The 19,711-nt window shown below is 71.2% G+C and carries 19 protein-coding genes; 14 read left to right on the top strand and 5 right to left on the bottom strand.

Going from position 1 to position 19,711, the window contains the following annotated elements; all coding sequences use genetic code 11:
* Positions 1-73: 73 nt before the first annotated feature.
* Positions 74-1,162, bottom strand: coding sequence for a septation protein SepH (sepH, locus tag ADL29_RS33745; protein WP_053927350.1), 1,089 nt, complete (start codon positions 1,160-1,162; stop codon positions 74-76).
* Positions 1,163-1,674: 512 nt separating this feature from the next.
* Between sepH and ADL29_RS33740 the strand changes: the two genes are divergently transcribed.
* Complete coding sequence (locus tag ADL29_RS33740) at positions 1,675-2,712, top strand: hypothetical protein (protein ID WP_053927349.1); 1,038 nt, start codon at positions 1,675-1,677, stop codon at positions 2,710-2,712.
* An 84-nt stretch (positions 2,713-2,796) separates the two neighbouring features.
* On the opposite strand, the gene ADL29_RS33735 is transcribed toward ADL29_RS33740, so the two are convergent.
* On the bottom strand, positions 2,797-4,137 hold the full coding sequence (locus ADL29_RS33735; protein WP_053927348.1) for a D-arabinono-1,4-lactone oxidase: 1,341 nt from the start codon (positions 4,135-4,137) through the stop codon (positions 2,797-2,799).
* Between the two features lie 206 nt (positions 4,138-4,343).
* Positions 4,344-5,606, bottom strand: a complete 1,263-nt coding sequence (locus tag ADL29_RS33730) for an MFS transporter (RefSeq protein WP_046925574.1) — start codon at positions 5,604-5,606, stop codon at positions 4,344-4,346.
* Between the two features lie 196 nt (positions 5,607-5,802).
* Here ADL29_RS33730 and ADL29_RS33725 point away from each other — a divergent pair, with 196 nt between their 5' ends.
* Complete coding sequence (locus ADL29_RS33725) at positions 5,803-6,957, top strand: ferrochelatase (protein ID WP_053927347.1); 1,155 nt, start codon at positions 5,803-5,805, stop codon at positions 6,955-6,957.
* Between the two features lie 106 nt (positions 6,958-7,063).
* Complete coding sequence (locus tag ADL29_RS33720; RefSeq protein WP_053927346.1) at positions 7,064-7,897, top strand: inositol monophosphatase family protein; 834 nt, start codon at positions 7,064-7,066, stop codon at positions 7,895-7,897.
* Between the two features lie 87 nt (positions 7,898-7,984).
* On the opposite strand, the gene ADL29_RS33715 is transcribed toward ADL29_RS33720, so the two are convergent.
* Entirely contained in the window at positions 7,985-8,164 is a 180-nt protein-coding gene (locus tag ADL29_RS33715) for a hypothetical protein (protein WP_053927345.1), read from the bottom strand.
* Positions 8,165-8,515: 351 nt separating this feature from the next.
* Between ADL29_RS33715 and ADL29_RS33710 the strand changes: the two genes are divergently transcribed.
* The 4 genes from ADL29_RS33710 to ADL29_RS33695 all read left to right on the top strand — a co-directional run bounded on the left by ADL29_RS33710 (position 8,516) and on the right by ADL29_RS33695 (position 12,140).
* Positions 8,516-9,169, top strand: a complete 654-nt coding sequence (locus tag ADL29_RS33710; RefSeq protein WP_046925570.1) for a response regulator transcription factor — start codon at positions 8,516-8,518, stop codon at positions 9,167-9,169.
* Positions 9,170-9,175: 6 nt separating this feature from the next.
* Complete coding sequence (locus ADL29_RS33705; RefSeq protein ID WP_053927344.1) at positions 9,176-10,447, top strand: sensor histidine kinase; 1,272 nt, start codon at positions 9,176-9,178, stop codon at positions 10,445-10,447.
* Between the two features lie 548 nt (positions 10,448-10,995).
* Positions 10,996-11,298, top strand: coding sequence for a DUF4193 domain-containing protein (locus tag ADL29_RS33700; protein WP_003982531.1), 303 nt, complete (start codon positions 10,996-10,998; stop codon positions 11,296-11,298).
* 101 nt (positions 11,299-11,399) lie between these two features.
* Positions 11,400-12,140 carry a hypothetical protein gene (locus ADL29_RS33695; protein WP_053927343.1) on the top strand — a complete coding sequence of 247 codons (741 nt, stop codon included), beginning with the start codon at positions 11,400-11,402 and terminating at the stop codon, positions 12,138-12,140.
* A gap of 6 nt (positions 12,141-12,146) precedes the next feature.
* On the opposite strand, the gene ADL29_RS33690 is transcribed toward ADL29_RS33695, so the two are convergent.
* Positions 12,147-12,590: a DUF3093 domain-containing protein gene (locus ADL29_RS33690; protein WP_053927342.1), complete on the bottom strand. Its 444-nt coding sequence runs from the start codon at positions 12,588-12,590 to the stop codon at positions 12,147-12,149.
* 58 nt (positions 12,591-12,648) lie between these two features.
* Between ADL29_RS33690 and ADL29_RS33685 the strand changes: the two genes are divergently transcribed.
* From ADL29_RS33685 to kdpC, 7 genes are all read left to right on the top strand, one after another.
* Positions 12,649-13,251: a PaaI family thioesterase gene (locus ADL29_RS33685; RefSeq protein ID WP_053927341.1), complete on the top strand. Its 603-nt coding sequence runs from the start codon at positions 12,649-12,651 to the stop codon at positions 13,249-13,251.
* Entirely contained in the window at positions 13,248-13,769 is a 522-nt protein-coding gene (gene dut, locus ADL29_RS33680) for a dUTP diphosphatase (RefSeq protein WP_053927340.1), read from the top strand. The genes ADL29_RS33685 and dut overlap by 4 nt, the downstream gene beginning before the upstream one ends.
* A gap of 1 nt (position 13,770) precedes the next feature.
* Positions 13,771-14,547, top strand: coding sequence for a DUF3710 domain-containing protein (locus ADL29_RS33675; protein WP_046925564.1), 777 nt, complete (start codon positions 13,771-13,773; stop codon positions 14,545-14,547).
* Positions 14,548-14,874: 327 nt separating this feature from the next.
* Positions 14,875-14,964 carry a K(+)-transporting ATPase subunit F gene (gene kdpF, locus ADL29_RS40270; protein WP_046925563.1) on the top strand — a complete coding sequence of 30 codons (90 nt, stop codon included), beginning with the start codon at positions 14,875-14,877 and terminating at the stop codon, positions 14,962-14,964.
* Positions 14,965-14,971: 7 nt separating this feature from the next.
* Positions 14,972-16,648: a potassium-transporting ATPase subunit KdpA gene (gene kdpA / locus ADL29_RS33670; protein WP_053927339.1), complete on the top strand. Its 1,677-nt coding sequence runs from the start codon at positions 14,972-14,974 to the stop codon at positions 16,646-16,648.
* Between the two features lie 32 nt (positions 16,649-16,680).
* Positions 16,681-18,786 carry a potassium-transporting ATPase subunit KdpB gene (kdpB, locus tag ADL29_RS33665; protein WP_211274437.1) on the top strand — a complete coding sequence of 702 codons (2,106 nt, stop codon included), beginning with the start codon at positions 16,681-16,683 and terminating at the stop codon, positions 18,784-18,786.
* A 19-nt stretch (positions 18,787-18,805) separates the two neighbouring features.
* On the top strand, positions 18,806-19,468 hold the full coding sequence (gene kdpC, locus ADL29_RS33660) for a potassium-transporting ATPase subunit KdpC (RefSeq protein ID WP_211274436.1): 663 nt from the start codon (positions 18,806-18,808) through the stop codon (positions 19,466-19,468).
* The last annotated feature ends 243 nt before the right edge of the window (positions 19,469-19,711 follow it).

Raw genomic sequence — 19,711 nt, 5'->3', positions numbered from 1 at the left:
CGTACGGCTCCCGACACGCGCAGGCGCCCGCCCCCGGGGCCGGGGGCGGGCGCCTGCGCAACGGCGTGCGGCGTTACTCCGGCTTCTTGCGCCGGGTGCCGAAGACGATCTCGTCCCAGCTGGGCACCGCGGCCCGGCGGCCCGGTCGTACGCCGTCCGCCTCGGCCTGCCGGTCCGTGGTCCCCGTCAGCCGGTCACGATGCCCGGCCACGGCCCGCGGCATCAGCACATCGGCGTACGCGGAACCCGCGCCCGCGCTCGCTGCCGGGGCGGCCGGCTCCTCCAGCTCTTCCTCCGCCTCCTCCTCGCCCTGCGGCGCCTTGGCGGTCTCCGGTACGACCATGTCGCCACGGAAGCTCGGCACCGCCTCCAGGAGGCTGGTCAGCGAGTCCCGCTCGCGGTCGCGCTCGCCGGTGGCCTCCTCGGCGACCCGCGGCCCGCCGTCCTCGCCGCCCGACTGCGCCGCCCGCTCGGCCCGTTCGGACCGCTCGCCGCGGTCCGGCATCTGGCGGTCCAGGGCGCGGTCCAGCGGCCGGTCGCGCGGCAGCCGCGCGATACGCGGTACGAACGGGAAGCTCGGCTCGGGCGTGTCGTCGGCCTCGCCGATCAGCGCCCGCGCCTCGTCGTCCACGGCCTGCACCAGCCGGCGTGGCGGGTCGTACGTCCAGGTCGCGGAGTGCGGCTCGGCGGCGACGCGGTAGACCAGCAGCACCTCCCAGGTGCCGTCGTCCCGGCGCCAGGAGTCCCACTGGACGCTGTCCTTGTCGGCGCCGCGCAGCAGCAGCCGCTCCGCGACCGCCTCACCGAGCTGCGGGCCGGTGTTCTCGCCGGGACGCCGTACGGGAGTCTTACGGGCCCGCTCGGCCATGAACGCGCGCTCCGCCAGGACGGGGCCCTCGAAGCGGCGGACCCGGTCGACGGGGATACCGGCCAGCTGGGCGACCTCTTCCGCGGAGGACCCGGCACGTATCCGCGCCTGGATGTCCCGCGGCCGCAGGTGGCTCTCGACCTCGATCTCGATCTGGCCCAGGCGGGCGCGGTCGTTGCGGACCGCGGCGCGCAGCCGCTCGTCGATCGGAAGCGTGTACTCGGTGCTGTCCGCAGCTTTGAGCACCAGCCGTGTGCCGTCGTTGGAGACGGCCACGACACGCAGTTCGGGCATGGGGACCTCCCGGGTGGTGCCTGCCGACGTCACGTGCGTCGCTGCTTCCGCTAGTCGAGTGTGGCCTGCCCGGGTGCAGCCTGCCACAACATTGCCGAGTTGCCCGGCGTGTCGAGGCTTGGCCAAGATACGCCGTTATGGCATGGTTACCGGTTTGCGTCGTAACGCTCGGTGACCATGCCGCGTGCCCGGTGACCGATCACCCGTACCGAGCGACGGCGCCCCGGGCCGAGTGCCGTCTTCAGGGCCCCGTCCCGCGGATCCGGGCAGCCGGACGGGATCCCGGGCCAGGGCTCGCCACAGTACTCCATTTGGGCCACCGAAGTGGACCGCCGCGCCGCTGAAGTTGTGGTGCGGAAGTCGAGTCGGGTCGCCTTGTCGATCTCTCTACCGCCGTGACCGGTGGTCACAGGTGGTGAGGTTCACACAATCTCCAGAATCGGAACCATCGCCTTCGCCAAAAGGTCACTTCTCCATGCAAGGTGGAAGGAAGGGGCTATCAAAGGTTGGAGATGGACGAAGAAACCGAAACCGACAGGAAGAAGAAGGAGAAGCGGATCGACCTGAGCGTTGCCCAGGTCGCGGGCAGTGCTCTCGCGGCGGCCGTCGCCGCGTATCTGGCGGGGCAGCTCGGCGTCTACGGAACCATCATCGGCGCGGGTCTGGTCAGTGTCGTGGCCACGACCGGCGGCTCGATATTCCAGCATCTCTTCCGGCGCACCGGCGAGCAGATCAAGGAAGCAACGGTCACCACCCGGCCGAAGCCGCGCCGCTTTCCTTCCACCGACCCTCGATCCACCACCGGGACGGTGGCCCGTGCCCAGCGCACGATGGTGCTGCCGACCTTCGACAGACAGGGCGCGCAGGACGACGTCACCGCCGTCGCCGCCCGGACCACCGGTCCCGCCACGGACCGCACCCGACCGCTCCCGCAGGCCGCCCAGGCCTACCGCCGCGGCCGGTCCGCCGACCGGACGCAGCTGGTGCCGCGGCTGGACGAGCGGGCCGGCGGCGGGCGGCCCGAGGAAGTCAGCACCACGACGTACGGCACCCGGCTGCGCGGCTGGAAGCGGCCGGCGCTCGGCGCGCTCGCCGTCTTCGTGCTCGCGATGGGCGGTGTCACCGCTACGGAGCTGGTCACCCAGCAGACCCCGGACGGCCGGAAGGGCACCACGCTGAGCAACCTCATCAGCAGCGGCGGGCGCCATCAGCCCAGCGGCCCCAAGGCGCCCGGTCCGGGCCGCTCCACCGGCAACGACACGCACGGCCGTACCGGCGGGCCGTCCCCGGACCCCAGCGGCTCCGCCGGCACCGGCGGCGAGTCCGGCCGCGGTGCACAGTCGCCGACGCCGACCCCGTCCGACGGCGGCAAGAGCTCGCCGGACCCCGGGACGTCCCCGTCGACCGGGCCGTCTCCGGGTCACTCCTCCGACGGTGGCGGCGATACCGGCGGCAGCGACGGCGGTTCGGCCGACGGCCAGGGCCAGGGTGGGCAGACCGGCCCGGACGCCGCCGGGGAGCAGCAGGCTCCGCAGCCCGATGCCTCCTGACCGGGTGTGTCCCGGCGGGATCCGCAACGGCCGCGGCCCGGCACCCTACCCAGGGCCGCCGCGCCGCGGCCGTGGCCGTCACCGTCAGTCGCCCAGGACGCGCCGGAGATAGCCGTTGGCGAAGCGGCGCTCGGGATCCAGCCGGTCGCGCAGCGCGGTGAACTCGCCGAACCGCGGATAGGCGTCGGCCAGATACTCGGCGTCACGGGTGTGCAGCTTCCCCCAGTGCGGGCGCCCGCCGTGTGCCGTCATGATCCGCTCGGCGGCCGCGAAATACGCCTCGTGCGGCGTGCCGCGGTACATGTGGACGGCGATGTACACGGTGTCCCGCCCGGAGGCGGTCGACAGCGGGATGTCGTCCGCCGGGGCGGTGCGTACCTCCACCGGGAAGCTCACCTTGAAGTCCGAACGCTCCACCAGCGCCTTGAGCGCGCCCAGCGCGGTGACGGCGGCCTCGCGGGGCAGGGCGTACTCCATCTCCACGAAGCGCACCCGCCGCGGCGAGGTGAACACCTTGTACGGGATGTCGGTGTACGTACGGGCCGACAGTGCGCGGCTGGATATCTTGGCGATGCCCGGTATGGCGGCCGGTATGGCCCGCCCGACGCTGCAGGCGACCTGGAAGACACCGTTGGACAACAGCTCGTCCTCCACCCAGCCGCTGATCCTCCCGGGCGGCGCGGCGGGGCCCTGACTGCGGTTGTTGCGCTTGGTGTTGCAGCTGCCGGTGTGCGGGAACCAGTAGAACTCGAAGTGCTCGTTCTCGGCGACCAGCTCATCGAAGCGGCCGGTCACCTCGGCGAACGGCATCGGCTCCTCGCGGGCGGTCAGCAGGAACTCCGGTTCCACGGCGAAGGTGAGCTCGGTGATCACGCCCAGCGCGCCCAGGCCCAGCCGCGCGGCGTCGAAGACCTCGGGGTTCTCCCCGGCCGAGCAGACCAGGACCGAGCCGTCGGCGGTGACCAGCTCGAGGGCGGTGATCTGGGCGGCGATGGAGGCCGAGTCGCGGCCGGTTCCGTGGGTGCCGGTGCTGGTGGCCCCGGAGACGGTCTGCTCCATGATGTCGCCCATGTTGGCCAGCGACAGCCCGTGCGCGGCCAGCGTCTCGTTGAGGTGCTTGAGGGGCGTACCGGCGGCCACCGTCACCGTCCCGGCCTCGCGGTCCACCTTGCGTACGCCGGTCAGCCGCTCGGGGCGGATCAGCAGTCCGTCCGTCGCCGCCGCCGCGGTGAACGAGTGGCCGGTGCCGGCCGCCTTCACCGTCAGCCCGTCCTCGGCGGCGGCCCGCACGGCGGCCGCCAGTTCCTCGGTGCTCGCCGGGGCCACGGTCCGGGCGGGACGGGCGGTGACGTTGCCCGCCCAGTTGCGCCACGGCCCCCTGGGTCCGCGCCCTCCCGAGCCGCCTACGGCGTCGCTGGCTGCCATGGTGACGTCCCCTCCCTCCGCGCGGGCGGGCCGAGTCCGGCCGCCGTTGGTGTCAGCGCATGATGTCAGTCACCGACACGACATCCAGGCGGGGTGACGGGAATCACATGATCAAGGAATCGGCCGGAATCGCCCGGCTCCGGGACATGTCGTACCGGCGGTAACAGGAGGGGTGGTGCCGGAGGGCATTCCCGTGTCCGAGCGGGCTACCCGACCGGCTCGTCGTCCAGCCGTACGGCGGCGGGGACCGCCGATCCGGCGACCGGGGCGCCCGGCCCGGAAGCCGTCGCCCCGGGGCGCAGCCTGCGGTACCCCGCGAACGCCACCAGCGCGCCCAGTACGCCCGCGGCGCCCGGCACCAGATAGCCGCGGGCGGCTCCGCCGGCGTCCACGGCCCAGCCGGCCGCCGACGAGCCGAGCGCGACGCCCACCGCCATGCCGGTGCTGGTCCACGTCATGCCCTCGGTCAGCTTCGCCCGCGGCACATGCTCCTCGATCAGCGCCATGGTGGTCACCATCGTCGGCGCGATGGACAGCCCCGCCACGAACAGCGCGCCGGCCAGCAGCGGCAGCGAGCCCACCAGCTGCAGCGGCACCATGCTCACGGCCATCGCGCACACCCCCACCACGAAGCGGCGGGACGGGTGCCCCTTGAGATGCAGCAGACCGAAGACCGCGCCGGCCACACACGACCCGAGCGCATAGACGGCCAGCACCAGGCTGGCCGCGGACTTGTGGCCCACCTCCTCGGCGAACGCGACGGTCACCACATCGATCGCCCCGAAGATCGCTCCCGTCGCCACAAACGTCGCCACCAGCACCTGCAGCCCCGGCGAACGCAGTGCGGATCCCTTGCTGTGCTGCTCGCGCGGATGCGGTACCGGTTCCGTACCGCGCTGCGCGGTCAGCCAGAACACCCCGGCCGCCAGGAAGAGCGCGGCCAGCAGCGGCCCGGCCTCGGGGAACCACGCCGTGGACAGCCCGATCGACAGGATCGGGCCGAAGATGAAGCACGTCTCGTCGACGATGGACTCCCACGAATACGCGGTGTGCAGGTCCCGCGGCGAGCCCCGGTAGAGCTCGGCCCAGCGCGCCCGGATCATCGACCCCACGCTCGGCACACAGCCCACGCACGCCGCGAAGCCGAACAGCGTCCAGTCCGCCCAGCGCTGCTGCGCGCTCAGCAGCAGACCGGCTACCGCGGCGAGGGAGACCAGGGTGGCCGGGCGCAGCACCCGGCGCTGGCCGTGCCGGTCCACCAGCCGGGATATCTGCGGGCCGATGACGGCGGCCGACAGCGCGAGCGTCGCGGACAGCGCCCCGGCAAGCCCGTAACGGCCGGTCAGCTGGGAGACCATCGTGACGATGCCGATGCCCATCATCGACAGCGGCATCCGGCCCAGCAGTCCGGCGGCGGAGAAGGACTTGGTGCCGGGGCGGCCGAATATGGCGCGGTAGGGACTGGGCAACGGGGGTGCTCCGCCGGGTGAGGACCGAGATTCGGTGAGGAAGGACGAGCGCTGCAGCCGGTAAGGAATGACCGGCGTCGATACAGCTTACGGGCGGCGGCTCGCCGGTCGCCTCCCGTTTTCCCCGCCGCCCGTCCATCGGGCGCGCAGGGGGTCCGGCCGCCGTGGCCCGGGGAAGGGTGGCAGGATCGGCAACATGCCCGAACAGTGCGACCCCCGCCCTTATGACGCCCTGCTGCTGCTGTCCTTCGGCGGTCCCGAAGGCCCGGACGACGTCGTCCCGTTCCTGGAGAACGTCACCCGCGGCCGCGGCATCCCGCGCGAGCGCCTCAAGGAGGTCGGTCAGCACTACTTCCGGTTCGGCGGCGTCAGCCCGATCAACGCCCAGAACCGCGAACTGCTGGACGCACTGCGCAAGGACTTCGCCGAACACGGGCTGGACCTGCCGGTCTACTGGGGCAACCGCAACTGGGCGCCCTACCTGACCGACACCCTGCGCACCATGGTCACCGACGGCCACCGCCGTATCGCCGTCCTGGCGACCAGCGCCTACGCCTCGTACTCCGGTTGCCGGCAGTATCGCGAGAACCTCGCCGACGCGCTCGCCGTCCTCCAGGGCGAGGGCCTGCCCGTACCGCAGGTCGACAAGCTCCGGCACTACTTCAACCACGCCGGCTTCGTCCGCCCGATGATCGACGGCGTACTGGCCTCGCTCGCCGGACTGCCCCAGGACGTACGCGAGGGCGCGCACCTCGCCTTCACCACGCACTCCATCCCCACGGCCGCCGCCGACACCTCCGGCACGCCCGACGAGCACACCCAGGACGGCGAGGGCGGCGCCTACGTCGCTCAGCACCTGGACGTCGCCCGCGAGATCGCCGCCGCCGTGCACGCCGAGACCGGCGTGCAGCACCCCTGGCGGCTCGTCTACCAGTCCCGCAGCGGCGCCCCGCACATCCCCTGGCTGGAGCCGGACATCTGCGACCACCTGGAGGCGGTGCACGCCGCGGGTGCCTCCGCCGTCGTCATGGCCCCCATCGGGTTCGTCTCGGACCACATGGAGGTCAAGTACGACCTCGACACCGAGGCCACCGCCAAGGCCGCCGAACTGGGGCTGCCGGTCGCCAGGTCCGCCACCGTCGGCGCCGACCCGCGGTTCGCAGCGGCCGTCCGCGACCTCCTCCTGGAGCGCGCGGCGACCGAGCGCGGCCGCTCCCCCGAGCGCTGCGCCCTGGGCGCCCTCGGCGCCTCCCACGACCTGTGCCCCGTCGGCTGCTGCCCCGCCCGGACGCCGCGCCCGGCCGCCGCAGGCGCCGACTGGGAGGGCCCGGTCGCACCGGCCCCGGCGTAAGGCGCCGCGGTCCCCGAAACACCCGCACAAGCCCGCACACCGGCCCCACGACCGCCCCCTACGCCCCGCCCGCCCCCGACCACCGCTCGCCCGAGCAAGGAGCACCGTGCCCGACCCGCTGCACCCCGACGCCCCCCGGCCCGACGACAGCCTCTGCGACGAGCTCCTGGAGCTGGCCCTGGAGGCCGCCCGCCGCGCCGGCGAGCTGCTCCGCGACGGCCGGCCCGCCGACCTGGGCGTCGCCGCCACCAAGACCAGCCCCATCGACGTCGTCACCGAGATGGACATCGCCTCCGAGAAGCTGATCACCGGCTTCATCGCCGGGCACCGCCCGGACGACGGCTTCCTGGGGGAGGAGGGCGTCAGCATCGCGGGCACCAGCGGTGTCCGCTGGGTCATCGACCCCGTCGACGGCACCGTCAACTACCTCTACGACCTGCCCTCCTGGGCGGTGTCCATCGCGGCCGAGAAGGACGGGGAGACCGTCGTCGGCGTGGTCGCCGCCCCGATGCGCGGCGAGACCTACCAGGCCGTACGGGGCCGCGGCGCGTTCCGCAACGGCGAGCGCGTCCGTCACCGGCCCGCGCCGCCGCTCTCCCAGGCACTGGTCGGCACCGGCTTCGGCTACCTCGCCGAGCGCCGGGCGGCCCAGGCGGAGGTGGTGCGCACCCTGCTGCCGCAGGTCCGCGACATCCGGCGCGGCGGCTCGGCCGCGATCGACCTGTGCGATGTGGCCTGCGGCAGGCTGGACGCCTACTACGAGCGCGGCCTGAACCCCTGGGACCTGGCGGCCGGCGTGCTGATCGCCCAGGAGGCCGGGGCGCTCACCGGCGGCCGGCCCGGACAGGCCGCCTCGGGGGAGCTGACCGTGGCCGCCTCCCCGGCCGTCTTCGGCGAACTGCAGCCCCTCCTGGACGAGCTGGGCGCCTGGCACGACTGAGCCCTGCCCGAGGACCTGCGGACACACAGGAGCGCCCCGGCACCAGCCCTGCGGTGCCGGGGCGCTCCGCTCGTAGGAGGCCCGATCTCAGGCGACGCGGCCGGCCGCGCCGACGTGCACGCCGTGCTCGGTCGCCAGGCGCTGCAGATCCTCGAGCTCTGCCTGCTCGACCTCGGCGAGGAAATCGTCGCCCGACTTACGGGCTTGGTCCAGATCGGCTTCGGTGCTCTTTATGCGCTGCAGAATGCCTGCGGTGAACGCGTCCATGGTGCGCCCCCTCGTCGTGGGTCGGTGGCACGGGGGTGTGCCGACGGGCGGGTCGATCACGGCGTGGTCCCTGCGGTGGATCACGCGTCGCAAGACGCCAACAGGGCGTGATCGCGGGTGTGCAGACGTCCTCCCCACCGCAAACCTCACGGAAACCTCAAGCCGGCAGGGAATCTGCCGCACCGGGCACCGGACACCCGCCGGACGCCCCTCCGCCACGGGCTTGCAACCGGCCCTCCACCCCTCCGCACCCCCTCTTACCGCCGGTTTATGGCTCTTCGGGGCAGGATGGAAGGGCTCTGAGAGATTGTTGCGCCCTGCCCAAGAGGGCCCTGAGGAAGGACTAGCGACGTGCGTGTACTCGTCGTCGAGGACGAGCAGCTGCTCGCCGATGCGGTGGCCACCGGACTGCGCCGGGAGGCCATGGCCGTCGACGTGGTCTACGACGGCGCTGCCGCCCTGGAGCGGATCGCGGTGAACGACTACGACGTCGTCGTCCTCGACCGCGACCTGCCGCTGGTGCACGGCGACGACGTCTGCCGCAAGATCGTGGAGCTGGGCATGACCACCCGGGTCCTGATGCTCACCGCCTCCGGCGACGTCAGCGACCGCGTGGAGGGCCTGGAGATCGGCGCGGACGACTACCTTCCCAAGCCGTTCGCGTTCACCGAGCTGACCGCCCGGGTGCGGGCCCTGGGGCGCCGTACGACCGTCGCCCTGCCGCCCGTCCTGGAGCGGGCCGGCATCAAGCTCGACCCCAACCGCCGCGAGGTCTTCCGCGACGGCAAGGAGGTCCAGCTGGCACCCAAGGAGTTCGCGGTGCTGGAGGTGCTGATGCGGAGCGAGGGCACGGTCGTCTCGGCCGAGCAGCTCCTGGAGAAGGCCTGGGACGAGAACACCGACCCGTTCACCAACGTCGTCCGGGTCACGGTCATGACGCTGCGCCGCAAGCTCGGCGAGCCCGCCGTCATCGTCACCGTCCCCGGCTCGGGATACCGGATCTGACCGGCGATGCCTTCCCTGCCGTCCTTCTCCAAGGCGCACACACCGCCTCCCGCCACCCCGCCCAAACCGACCTGGGACCCCCGGCCGCCGGTCAGTGTCCGGCCGTTCCCCTGGCTGCGTCCCACGATCCGGATACGGCTGACGCTGCTGTACGGCGGCATGTTCCTGATGGCCGGCATCGTGCTGCTGACGATCATCTACATGCTCGCGGCCAGCACGCTCAGCGAGGGCAACCAGATCCCGTTCAAGATCACGGGCGCGACCGAACTGCACATCGTCAGCAGCTCGTGCCCGGGACTGTCCGGCGTCACCAACGTCCCGCAGTTCAACGGCGCGGTCGCCGACTGCCTCCAGCAGCAGCGTGCCTACGCCCTGAACACGCTCCTCAACCGCTCCCTCCTGGCGCTCCTCGGCCTGACCCTCGTCGCGTTCGCCTTCGGGTACGCGATGGCGGGGCGGGTGCTGTCGCCGCTGGGGCGGATCACGCGTACCGCGCAGCGGGTGGCCGGTTCCGATCTCCACCGGCGGATCGAGCTGGGCGGGCCCGACGACGAGCTCAAGGAGCTCGCCGACACCTTCGACGAGATGCTGGACCGCCTGGACCGGGCCTTCGACGCACAACGTCGCTTTGTCTCCAATGCCTCGCACGAGCTGCGCACCCCTCTGGCGATCAACCGCACGCTGCTGGAGGTCCAGCTCGCCGACCCGGACGCGTCGCCCGAGCTCACCCAGCTCGGCAAGACGCTGCTGGCGACGAACGAACGCAGCGAGCAGCTGGTGGAGGGCCTGCTGCTGCTCGCCCGCAGCGAGAACAAGGTGGTCGACAAGAAACCCGTCGACCTGTCCGAGGTCGCCGCGCAGGCCGTCGACCAGACCCGCGGGGAGGCGCACGCCAAGGGCGTGGCGCTGGGCGGGGTCCGCCAGCAGGTCTTCGTCCAGGGCAACGGCGTCCTGCTCGAGCGGATCGCGCTCAACCTCGTCCAGAACGCCGTGCGCTACAACATCCCCGAGGACGGGTGGGTCGAGGTCAGCACGGAGCCGCAGCCCGGCTGCGCGGTCATGGTCGTCTCCAACACCGGCCCGGTCGTCCCCGCCTACGAGATCGAGAACCTCTTCGAGCCGTTCCGGCGGCTGCGCACCGAGCGCACGGGCAGCGACAAGGGCGTGGGCCTCGGCCTGTCCATCGTGCGCTCGGTGGTGCGCGCCCACGACGGCAGCATCACGGCCGAGCCGCGCGAGGGCGGCGGGCTGGTGATGAGGGTCGTGCTGCCGCTGTGAGGCGACAGCCTGCGGGACCGTGCGAGGGGCTGCGTGAGGGGCTGTGCGGCCGCCGGGGACACTGCGCCGCCCCGCGGGCACTTCCGGACATCCGTACGCATGATCGTCCACCAGCAGGCCGGGTATCGCCCCGCCTCCGGTTTGACGGGAAGGGGAGTGACCGAGGATCCTTCGCCCGAGTTCGCTTTGCGCGGAATTCAGCCGGTCCTCCCGGCGCCCCGGACGTGTGTGATCGCTCACAGACGCGATTTTCCGGCCATCTACGCTGCGTGATCAAAACGCCTGGTGGAAAGCCGGGAAAATCCGGGTTTCCAGGGGGCCTGATCACGGGAAGTACACGTGATGGGCTGCGCGAGGTGCGACTTTCGGACCGTGTACGGTCCTGATCGCCATCCAAACCGATCACCTCTTCAGGGGTGCGGTTGGGTGTCGATTGAGTAACAGACCTTGATGTGAGGCAAAATCTCCGCCTCAGGTCGGGCACAAGTCCGGCCTCTCACGCGTTACGAGCGCTGAGACACCGCAGACACCCAGAGGGGGAGAGTGAAATGGCTACGGATTACGACACTCCACGCAAGACCGATGACGACCTCAATGAGGACAGCATCGAAGAACTGAAGTCGCGGCGGAACGACAAGTCCGCCTCTGCTGTCGACGTCGACGAGTTCGAGCAGGCCGAAGGCCTGGAGCTGCCCGGCGCCGACCTGTCCAACGAAGAGCTCGCGGTGCGCGTGCTGCCCAAGCAGCAGGACGAGTTCACGTGCATGAGCTGCTTCCTGGTCCACCACCGCAGCCAGCTCGCCGCGGAGGACAAGAACGGCCAGCCGATCTGCCGCGACTGCGCAGCCTGAGGCCGGTCCGCGCCGTGGCGGGCGTGAACCGGTTCCGTAAGGGCCCGAGGGGCGAGAAAGGCCCGGCGGCCGGCGCACGATCACGCGAGGAAACCGCGCCCGTGCCCGCCGACCCGACCGCCCTTCCCCCGGAGCGGACGACCGGCACGCAGCAGGGGCGAGGCCGTATGGCCTCGCTCGCGGCCACGGCTGCCCACGGTGCCGTGAAAGGCGGCAGACTGCGCGCGGGACTGCTCGCCGCCGCCGTCGCCGACCGGATCGTCGATACCGCCCCGCGGATCCCGGTCCGTGACCTCGCCGTGCTGCGCGCACAGTTCCCCGGCCTGACCCCCGAGGAACTGGCCGACCGGCTGGTCGCGGGCGCCTGCAAGGGCACCGCCACCGTCGGTGCGGGCGTGGGCGCGGCCGCGATGCTGCCCGTACCGCCCGCCATGCCCTACGAGCTGGCCGCCGAGATCGTCGGCGTCGCCTCCGTCGAGCTCAAGTTGATCGCCGAGCTGCACGAGGTCTACGGCCTGCGGCCCCCGGGGAGCCGCGTGCAGCGCGCGATGGCCGTGCTGACGTCATGGACCGAGGAGCGGGGCATCGAGATCACCGACCCGGCCACGCTCACCCTCGCGCTCGGCGTGCCGATGCGCCGCGAACTGCGCCGGCAGGTCATGAAGCGCACGCTGCGCAACCTTCCCAACCTCACGCCGTTCCTGGTGGGCGCCGCCGTGGGCGCGTTCATGAACCGCCGTGACACCGGAAGGCTCGCGGAAAAGATCCGCACGGACCTGCGCCGCAGACAGGTCCCGTGGGACGCCCTCCCGGACGCGGAGCGCGACGGGACGGCCTCCTAGGGAGCCCTAGGCCCGTACCGCCGTCAGCGCCGCCACCAGGCGCTCCGGCTCCCGCGTCGAGAGATACGCGTACGGCGTCGGGTCCCCGGGGTCGGTGATCTCCACCCGCACCGCGGTCCGGATGTAGCCCCGCAGCAGCATGAAGGCCCGTGCATCGGCCTTGTGCGTACGCCAGGCCAGCGCCTCGTCCGCGTCCAGCGCCCGGGCCTCGCCCAGCGCCGCCACCGGGATCTTCGCGTCGCCCGCGATCAGCGCGTCGCCCACCACGCGGATCCGCGCCGAGCCGTACGAACTCACCGCCACCGCCGCGAGCGCCGCGCCGCCGATCAGTCCGCCGAGCATCGGCAGCGTCCCCAGCGGGAGCAGCATCAGGGCACAGGCGACGCCGACCAGCGCGGCGATCACCCACCAGGACCGGGGCGCGGTGAGACGTTCTTCGTACGACTGCATGGCTCCAGCTTGGCACGGCGGCACGGGCCCGTTACGCGCGCGGGTAGGGTCTGCACTCGTGAGTGGAACTGACAGAACGAGGCCGGAGCGGCCGGGGCTGACGCCGCCCGAGGACGCCGTCGCCCCGGTGAGGCATCCGGAGGCGCCGGCGCCCGGAGAACTCCTCGGCGCGCACTACGACCGGTGCTTCGGCTGCGGTACGGGCCAGCCGCACGGCCTCCACCTGGAGGCGCGGGCCGGCGACGGCGTGAGCGTACGGGCCGAGTTCACCGTCAAGGAGGCCCACCAGGGGGCGCCCGGCCTGGCGCACGGCGGAGTACTGGCCACCGCCCTGGACGAGACGCTCGGCTCGCTGAACTGGCTGCTGCGGGTGATCGCGGTGACCGGCCGGCTGGAGACCGACTTCGTGCGGCCGGTCCCGCTGGGCACTGCGCTGCACCTGCACGCACGGGTCACCGCGGTGCACGGCCGGAAGATCTACTCGACGGCCGAGGGCCGGATAGGCGGCCCCGACGGCCCGGTCGCGGTGCGCGCGGAGGCCGTCTTCATCGAGGTGAAGGTCGACCACTTCATCGACAACGGCAGGGCCGAGGAGATCCAGGCGGCGATGGCCGACCCGGACCAGGTCAAGCGCGCGCGTGCCTTCGAGGTGAACCCATGAGCCAGGTACGTCATCCGGTGGATGTGCTGCTGCGCCGGCTGGACCCGGACGTGCCCGTTCCGTCGTACGGGCACCCGGGCGACGCGGGCGTGGACCTGGTGACCACCGAGGCCGCCGAACTGGCGCCGGGGGAGCGCGCGGTGCTCCCCACCGGGGTCTCGATCGCGCTGCCCGACGGGTACGCGGCGTTCGTCCATCCCCGCTCGGGGCTCGCCGCCCGTTGCGGACTGGCGCTGGTGAATGCCCCCGGGACGGTGGATGCCGGGTACCGTGGGGAGATCAAGGTGATCGTGGTCAATCTGGATCCGCGCGAGAGCGTGCGGTTCGAGAGATATGACCGGATCGCCCAACTGGTCGTCCAGCAGGTCGAGAAGGTGCGCTTCCACGAGGTGGCGGAACTTCCCGGCTCGGCGCGGGCCGAGGGGGGATTCGGTTCCACCGGCGGTCACGCGGCGGTGGGTGGCGCCACGGGCGGGAATGGATACGCATCGGTCGTTGCCGACCGGGAAGGACAGTGACGTGTTCGGACGTCGCAAGAAGAACGAGGCTCGTCAGGAGCCGGCGCAGGACACCGCGCTCGCCGAGGAGACGACTGTGCGCGACGGCGACGCCGACGGGGAGCACGAGGCCGACGAGCAGCGGATCGGTCTTCCGCCCGCGCCGCGGCCCGACGGTCCCTGGGACGCGTCGGAGGTCAAGGACCCCGCCGAGGGCCGGGTGGACCTCGGCGGCCTGTTCGTGCCCGGTGTCGAGGGCATGGAGCTGCGGGTGGAGGTCGCCGGTGACGCCATCGTCGCCGCGACCGTGGTGCTGCAGGACAGCGCCGTACAGCTGCAGGCCTTCGCCGCGCCCAAGAACGAGGGCATCTGGCGCGAGGTCCGCGAGGAGATCGCCGCCGGCATCACCCAGCAGGGCGGTGTCATCGACGAGGTCGAGGGCCCCCTGGGCTGGGAGCTGCGGGCCCAGGTCCCCGTACAGCTGCCGGACGGGACGAACGGTGTGCAGGTCGTGCGCTTCGTCGGCGTCGACGGTCCCCGGTGGTTCCTGCGCGGGGTGATCTCCGGCCAGGGCGCGGTGCAGCCGCAGGCCGCCGGGGTGCTGGAGCACATCTTCCGGGACACCGTGATCATCCGCGGCGAGGCGCCGATGGCGCCGCGCGACCCGATCGTCCTGAAGCTGCCGGACGACGCCCAGATGGTGCCGGACGGCGTGCAGCAGGAGCCGGCCGAGGGGTCGCGCTTCGGCGGTGGCGTGGAGCGTCTGGAGCGCGGACCGGAGATCACCGAGATCCGCTAGGCACACGGCGGCCGTGCCGGTGCGTGCATGCGCCGGACGGCGGCTTGATAGTGACGGCTGCGATGGGCCGTACTCCCCCCAGGGGCGTACGGCCCATCGTCGTTTGTGCAGGTCAGGTCGCGCGGCGTAAGAGAACCGTCAACAGCGCGCTAATGGCCGTAAGGGAGGCGTCAACGGCGGTCGGGAGGGGCTGGAAGGGCGCTTTGCTTTGGGGGCCCTGTCCTCCGCATCCGTCTAGGAGCTCATGATGGCCGACGTGGCCTTCGTCGTCGCCACGCTCGCGGTCTTCGCGCTGGTGGCTTTCGTCGCCAAGGGGGTGGCGAAGCTGTGACCGTGGAAAACATCGTCGGACTGATCGTGGCCGTCGCCCTGCTCGGCTATCTGGTCCTCGCCCTCGTCTTCCCGGAGAGGTTCTGAGCACTAGATGAGTCCCGTTCTCGCAGGCGTGCTCCAGCTGATAGCGCTCATCGCGGCGCTGGCCCTGGCGTACCGTCCCCTCGGCGACTACATGGCCGCCGTCTACAGTTCCCCCAAGCACCTCCGCATCGAGAAGATCATCTACCGCTGCATCGGCGCCAACGCCGACGCCCAGATGCGCTGGCCCGCCTATCTGCGCGGCGTCCTGGCCTTCTCCGTGGTGGGTGTGCTCTTCCTCTACCTGCTGCAGCGCGTCCAGGGCGGCCTGCCGCTGTCCTTCGGCTTCGCGTCGATCAGCCCGGACCAGGCGTTCAACACCGCGGCGTCCTTCGTCGCCAACACCAACTGGCAGTCCTACAGCGGCGAGCAGGCCATGGGCCACGTCGTGCAGACCGCCGGCCTCGCGGTGCAGAACTTCGTCTCCGCCGCCACCGGCATGGCCGTCGCCGTCGCCCTCGTCCGCGGCTTCGCCCGGTCCCGTACCGGCGAACTCGGCAACTTCTGGGCCGACCTCGTGCGCGGCACCGTCCGCGTGCTGATCCCGCTCGCGGTCGTCGGCGCCCTCGTCCTGGTCGCCTGCGGCGCCATCCAGAACTTCTCCGGCATCCACGAGGTCGGCCAGTTCGCGGGCGGATCGCAGCAGACCGGCGGCGGCGCGTACGCCTCACAGGAGGTCATCAAGGAGCTGGGCACCAACGGCGGCGGCATCGCCAACGCCAACTCCGCCCACCCCTTCGAGAACCCCGACGCCTTCACCAACCTCTTCGAGATCTTCCTGATCCTCGTCATCCCGTTCGCGCTGACCCGCACCTTCGGCAAGCTCGTCGGGAACGTCAAGCAGGGCTACGCCATCCTGGCCACGATGGGCGTCATCTGGCTCGGCTTCACCGCGCTGATGATGTGGACCGAGTTCGCCCACGGCGGCCCGGCCCTGCAGGCCGCGGGCGCCGCCATGGAAGGCAAGGAAACCCGCTTCGGCGTCGGCGCCTCCTCGATCTTCTCGGTGGCCACCACCCTCACCTCCACCGGCGCGGTGGACTCCTTCCACTCCTCCTTCACCGCATTCGGCGGCGGCATCCAGCTGCTCGGCATGATGCTCGGCGAGATTGCGCCCGGCGGTGTGGGATCCGGCCTCTACGGCATGCTCGTCATGGCGATCATCGCGGTGTTCATCGCCGGCCTGATGGTCGGCCGTACGCCGGAGTACCTCGGGAAGAAGATCGGCACCCGCGAGATCAAGCTCGCCGCCTGCTACATCCTCATCACGCCCACCCTGGTGCTCGGCTTCACCGCCGCATCCATGGTGCTGCCCGACGCGCTGAGCTCGATGCTCAACACCAAGGCCGTCGGCGCCGGTTCGCACGGCTTCTCCGAAGTCCTGTACGCATTCACCTCCGGAGCCAACAACAACGGTTCGGCCTTCGGCGGACTGAACGCCAACACCCCCTGGTACAACACCACGATCGGCCTGTGCATGCTGCTCGGCCGCTTCCTGCCGATGGTGTTCGTGCTCGCCCTGGCCGGCTCGCTCGCCGAGCAGAAGCCGATCCCCGAGACCGCGGGCACCCTCCGTACCGAGAAGCCGCTCTTCGCCGGGCTGCTCGTCGGCACGATCCTGATCATCACCGGTCTGACCTACTTCCCGGCGCTGGCCCTCGGGCCGCTGGCGGAGGGCCTGTCATGACCGCTCCCGTGAAACCAGAGGAGCCCGGCTCCATGTCCACCGCCACTCCGACCCGCGCCCCGCACCAGGACGTCCCCAGCGGGCACAAGCCCGGCGACGGCCGCGTGGGCGGCGGTCTCTTCGACCCCAAGCAGCTGGTCAAGTCCTTCCCGGACGCGATACGCAAGCTCGACCCGCGGGTGATGGTCAAGTCCCCCGTGATGTTCGTGGTCGAGGTCGGCTCCGTACTGACCACGATCTTCGCCTGCATGTCCCCTTCGGACTGGTTCGGCTGGGCGATCGCCGTCTGGCTGTGGCTGACCGTCGTCTTCGCCAACCTGGCGGAGGCGGTGGCCGAGGGCCGCGGCAAGGCGCAGGCCGACACCCTGCGCAAGGCCAAGACCGACACGGTCGCGCGCCGGCTGTCCACGGACGGCACGTCCGAGGAGCAGGTGCCCGGCACCGAACTGCGCATCGGCGACCTGGTCGTCTGCGAGGCCGGCGATGTCATTCCCGGTGACGGCGATGTCGTCGAAGGCGTCGCATCCGTCGACGAGTCCGCGATCACGGGCGAGTCGGCCCCCGTCATCCGCGAGTCCGGCGGCGACCGCTCCGCCGTCACCGGTGGTACGAAGGTGCTCTCCGACCGCATCGTCATCAAGATCACGACGAAGCCCGGCGAGACCTTCATCGACCGGATGATCAACCTCGTCGAGGGCGCCGCACGGCAGAAGACGCCCAACGAGATCGCGCTGAACATCCTGCTCGCCTCGCTCACCATCGTCTTCCTGCTGGCGGTCGTCACCCTGCAGCCGTTCGCGATCTACGCGGGCGCCGAGCAGCCGATGATCGTGCTGCTCGCGCTGCTGGTCTGCCTGATCCCGACGACGATCGGCGCACTGCTCTCGGCCATCGGCATCGCCGGCATGGACCGTCTCGTCCAGCGCAACGTCCTGGCGATGTCCGGCCGCGCCGTCGAAGCCGCAGGCGATGTATCGACATTGCTGCTCGACAAGACCGGCACCATCACCCTCGGCAACCGCCAGGCCGCCGAGTTCGTGCCGGTACGCGGCACCACCGAGGCCGAGGTCGCGGACGCCGCCCAGCTCTCCTCGCTGGCCGACGAGACGCCCGAGGGCCGCTCCATCGTCGTCCTCGCCAAGGAGAAGTACGGGCTGCGCGAGCGCCACCAGGGCGAGCTGGTGGATGCCGAGTGGGTGCCGTTCACCGCCCAGACCCGGATGTCGGGTGTGGACGTCGACGGCCGCAAGGTCCGCAAGGGCGCATCCGGTTCGGTCATCACCTGGGTCAAGGAGCGCGGCGGCGAGGTCGCCGACGACGCCCAGCAGCTGACCGACGCCATCTCGCAGGCCGGCGGCACCCCGCTGCTGGTCGCCCTGGAGGACGAGCGCGGGCCGCGTGTCCTGGGTGTCATCCACCTCAAGGACGTCGTCAAGGAGGGCATGCGCGAACGGTTCGTCGAGCTGCGCAAGATGGGCATCAAGACCGTCATGATCACGGGTGACAACCCGCTGACGGCCAAGGCCATCGCCGACGAGGCGGGTGTGGACGACTTCCTCGCGGAGGCCACACCCGAGGACAAGATGGCGCTCATCAAGCGCGAGCAGGCCGGCGGCAAGCTCGTCGCGATGACCGGCGACGGCACGAACGACGCGCCCGCGCTGGCCCAGGCGGACGTCGGCGTGGCGATGAACACGGGCACGTCGGCCGCCAAGGAGGCCGGCAACATGGTCGACCTCGACTCCAACCCGACCAAGCTCATCGAGATCGTCGAGATCGGCAAGCAGCTGCTGATCACCCGGGGCGCGCTGACCACCTTCTCCATCGCCAACGACGTCGCGAAGTACTTCGCGATCATCCCGGCGATGTTCGCGGTGGCCTACCCGGGCCTGGACACCCTCAACATCATGCGGCTGTCCAGCCCCAACTCCGCGATCCTCTCGGCGATCATCTTCAATGCGCTGATCATCGTCGCGCTGGTGCCGCTCGCCCTCAAGGGTGTGCAGTACCGCCCGGTCAGCGCCGACAAGATGCTGCGGCGCAACCTCGCCGTCTACGGACTGGGCGGACTGATCGCCCCGTTCATCGGCATCAAGATCATCGATCTGCTCATCTCCCTCGTCCCCGGGCTGAATTGATTAGGAGCTGTTGACCGACATGAACAACTCGGTAAGCAACACCGCCCGGCTGATAGGGGCGGGGCTGCGCGCCCTGCTCGTCCTGACCGTGATCTGCGGGGTCATCTACCCGCTGGTGGTCACCGGCGTGGCGCAGGCTGCCTTCCACGACAAGGCCAACGGCTCCGAGGTGACGTCCCACGGCAAGGTCGTCGGATCGTCACTGATCGGCCAGCGCTACGACAAGGGCACGGACAAGGCCGGCAATCCGGTTCCCGACCTGAAGTTCTTCCAGCCGCGTCCGTCGGCGGGACTGGGCAGCAACAAGACCAACGGCGTCAACACGCAGTACGACCTCCAGGTCTCCGGCGCCTCCAACCTGGGCGCCTCCAACACCGACCTCGTCAAGGCGGTGAAGGAGCGCAAGAAGTGGGTCGCCACGACGTACGGGGTGCCGGAGTCGAAGGTGCCGGCGGATGCGGTGACGTCCTCGGGGTCCGGTCTCGACCCCGACATCTCGCCGGAGTACGCCCGGCTGCAGGCGGCCCGGGTGGCCCGGGAGAACCACCTCCCCGCCGGCAAGGTCGAGCAGCTGGTCAAGGACCACACCGACGGCCGCACCCTCGGATTCCTGGGGGAACCGCGGGTGAACGTCCTCGAGTTGAACATCGCGCTGAAGGACCTGGCGCAGAGCCGGGGCTGAGCGGTCCGGCGCAGCGGGCGGCCCCCGGGGAGATCTTTCCCGGGGGCCGTTTCGCGGGCGCCCCGAGAGTTGTCCACAGGCGTTGCCTGCCGAAGTGCGCGCTCCGCATACTGACGTGGTCGGCAGGCGACGAGGACGGCGACGAGGTAGGTAACGCGGCAGGCAACGCGGCTGGTGGGGAAGGCGGTTGGGGCGACTGCCGAAGGCACGTGCGAGCAGCTGTCTCTTATACACATCTCCGAG

This window comes from Streptomyces chattanoogensis, from assembly GCF_001294335.1.
Taxonomy (GTDB): domain Bacteria; phylum Actinomycetota; class Actinomycetes; order Streptomycetales; family Streptomycetaceae; genus Streptomyces; species Streptomyces chattanoogensis.
This window is presented reverse-complemented; position numbering and strand designations above follow the sequence as displayed.